At 54.7% G+C, this 245-nt stretch carries 1 protein-coding gene; it reads right to left on the bottom strand.

All coding sequences use genetic code 11. The annotated features are described in order from the left end of the window. On the bottom strand, positions 1-245 hold a 245-nt coding region (locus R0J87_RS23520; RefSeq protein WP_498889402.1), incomplete at both ends, for a class I tRNA ligase family protein.

The raw sequence follows: 245 nt of genomic DNA, 5'->3' as shown, positions 1-245 counted from the left end.
CCCACTTTCTTGTCGGCACGCGCTTGCTCAATGACTTTGTTCACTTCGCCACGCACTTTCAACAGCTCGTCCCAGAACGCATCGTTCATTGCTTCACTGTCTGCCAGACCAAACAGGCCTTCGTACCACTCACCGGTGAAGACGTATTTTTCACGTTCGCCCGGCAGGTAGCCCCACACTTCATCAGCGGTGAAGGAGAGGATTGGTGCCATCCAGCGAACCAGCGCTTCTGCGATGTGATACAG

Origin of the sequence: Halomonas sp. SIMBA_159 (assembly GCF_046536035.1) — a bacterium.
Classification (GTDB): domain Bacteria; phylum Pseudomonadota; class Gammaproteobacteria; order Pseudomonadales; family Halomonadaceae; genus Vreelandella; species Vreelandella venusta_A.
This window is presented reverse-complemented; position numbering and strand designations above follow the sequence as displayed.